The organism is Brunnivagina elsteri CCALA 953 (genome assembly GCF_002289455.1).
Lineage (GTDB): Bacteria > Cyanobacteriota > Cyanobacteriia > Cyanobacteriales > Nostocaceae > Brunnivagina > Brunnivagina elsteri.
The window spans coordinates 1-2,456 of record NZ_NTFS01000635.1 but is presented as its reverse complement, the minus strand read 5'-3'; the positions used below and the strand labels follow the sequence as shown (position 1 = coordinate 2,456).

1 protein-coding gene is annotated in these 2,456 nt (G+C 38.6%); it reads left to right on the top strand.

Annotation, left to right across the window (positions count from 1 at the left end; genetic code table 11):
- The first annotated feature begins 458 nt into the window (after positions 1 to 458).
- Positions 459 to 2,279 (top strand): ABC transporter ATP-binding protein, encoded by a 1,821-nt coding sequence (locus CK510_RS29340; RefSeq protein ID WP_095724980.1) that lies wholly within the window; start codon positions 459 to 461, stop codon positions 2,277 to 2,279.
- Positions 2,280 to 2,456: the final 177 nt, after the last annotated feature.

Genomic DNA, 2,456 nt, shown 5'->3' with positions numbered 1-2,456 from the left:
CACTGTAATTGTGTTAAATAACTGAGAATTAATCTTATTAGAATAATATAACTTCATATAAAAAGTGATTTTTATGTATTTAAGTTACATAAATTGCGTATATTAACAAACACAGAGTGATGTAGATAACGAAAGAATAAAAATAATTACTTGATATTACTAATTGACTATAGTTGCAATATTTGCAGTTGGAAAATTGTGCGCGCGATCGCGATTTTGGACGTGAAAAAAATAGACATCGACCGAATTTAATTCTGCGTTGCCCGAAATCCTTGTTTTTTCATAAGTAGTTGAACACAATTAATTACACAAAATTCGGGCTGAAATTCTTGCCTAGTAAAGAATCAGTATTGTAATTAATTCTGTCTGGTTACTTAACCACTTGACTACTGCATAATACATCATGTAGTATCTATAATCTTAGAAGCTCAAACCTTCACAGGTTAACAGTGTGCATCATGGCACAAATTAAAGACATCATCGAATATTTCCGCCCGTACTGGAAATTGAGTATTTTTAGTATTGGGGCAGCTTGTGTTTACGAATTAATTGATTTAGTTGTACCGTATGCGATTGGGCAGATTTTGAATATCTTGTCCAATCAAGCATTAGATAAACCACTTACAGGATTTATTTCCAAATTTGCTAGTATTACCAATTCACCAGTTGATAAACCTCTATCATTGGGAATATTACTAGGAATAATTTTCCTTGTGACAGTAGTTCGGGCACCAACACAACCCTGGTTAACCGTGTGGTTTCACTGGGATATTGCTTTGAAATCAAGAAGGGATAAAACAGAAAGTGCGATCGCAAAAATTCTCACCTTACCTTTAGAATATTATGATGAAAATAACCCTGGTCGAATTGCCGGAAGGGTAGCACGAGGTTTAGCGAATCACACTTGGACTTATCCAGAAATTGCTGGACAAATGATTCCTAAATTAGTGAGAGTTTTGGGAATTTTTGTCTGTATTTTATTTATTGAATGGCGAATTGCGGTTTTATATCTGATTTCCTTTGTCGTGATTTTAGGTTTAACCCTGAAGAAATTACGTCAGTTAATTTGGCATGAAGAGCGGTTAGATAAATATATGGAAGATACCGAAAGTCGGACTTCCGAAATTATCAGTAATATCAAAACAGTCAAAGCATTTGCAACCGAATCACAAGAATTAAAACGGCAAGCAATTCGCTTAAAACGGGAGTTTATTGTTATTGACAATCGCATTCACCGAGGATACACAAAACTCAGCACAATTCAACGCACAATGATTCAAATTTGTGTGTTTGTAGTGTTTGGTTTCACCTTAGCAGCAACGGTAAATGGGAGAATATCATTAGGTCATTTTATTATGACCTATACCCTCGCGAGTATGGCTTATGCGGAGTTAGAACCTATCAGTAACCTGGCAGAAATATTTGCCCGTCGAATTAGTTCGATGTTGCGGTTTCACGAATTTTTACAAACACCATCGGGAGTGGATTCTCAGGGACTTTTAGAAGTACGAGAAACAGCACAAAAACCATACAAATTTACAGGGAAAGTCGAATTTTCCGGCTTGAGTTTCGGTTACGAAGAAAATCGTCATGTTTTGCATGATATTAATCTCTTGATTAAACCATATGAAACCGTTGCATTAGTTGGACGTTCCGGTTCTGGGAAGTCTACACTGGTAAAATTATTACTACGGTATTTTGAACCCAATCAAGGCAAAATCCTGATTGATGGTGAAGATATCCGCAACTTAGATGTGGGAAACTACCGTCGTCGTTTGGCTATAGTTCACCAAGAAGTAGACGTATTTAATGGAACCGTACTTGATAACCTGCGGTATGGGAGAACAGATGCAACCTTTGCCGAAGTCGAAGAAGCTAGTCGCATATCCCGTTTAGACGAAGTGATAAGAGTCCTTCCCAATGGGTATTATACCGTCGTTGGGGAAAGGGGAGTGAGACTTTCGGGAGGACAAAGACAGCGTTTAGGAATTGCCCGTGCTTTGTTAGTCGAACCCGACGTTTTAGTATTCGACGAAGCCACATCCAGCTTAGATTATGAATCAGAAAGAGCGATTCAACTAGCAATGCGATCGCTCCAAGGAACCCGTACTACAATCATCATTGCTCACCGTTTGAGTACGGTTCGGGAAGCCGATAAGATAGTAGTCTTAGATCAAGGACGTATTATCGAAGTTGGTAGTCACGAGGAATTATTGCGTCACGGTGGAATTTATCACAGATTACATGCATTGCAAGAAACAGGAGCATTATTGAGTTAGTCATTCAAACCCTTTCTCAAATAAGTCTGTTTTCCCCCCCATGACATATTGGAATTATCCCCTTAATCCCCCTTTATAAAAGAGAGAAATTAGAAATCCAGTTCCCTCACGCCACTTTGCTCAACGGGGGGAACCCCCGCACGCAAGTGGCTCCCCTTAATAAGGGGAGGGCTAGGG

Coding starts and splice junctions, on each gene's coding strand:
- CK510_RS29340 (WP_095724980.1), top strand. CDS start 459: ATGGCACAAATTAAAGACATCATCGAATATTTCCGCCCGTACTGGAAA.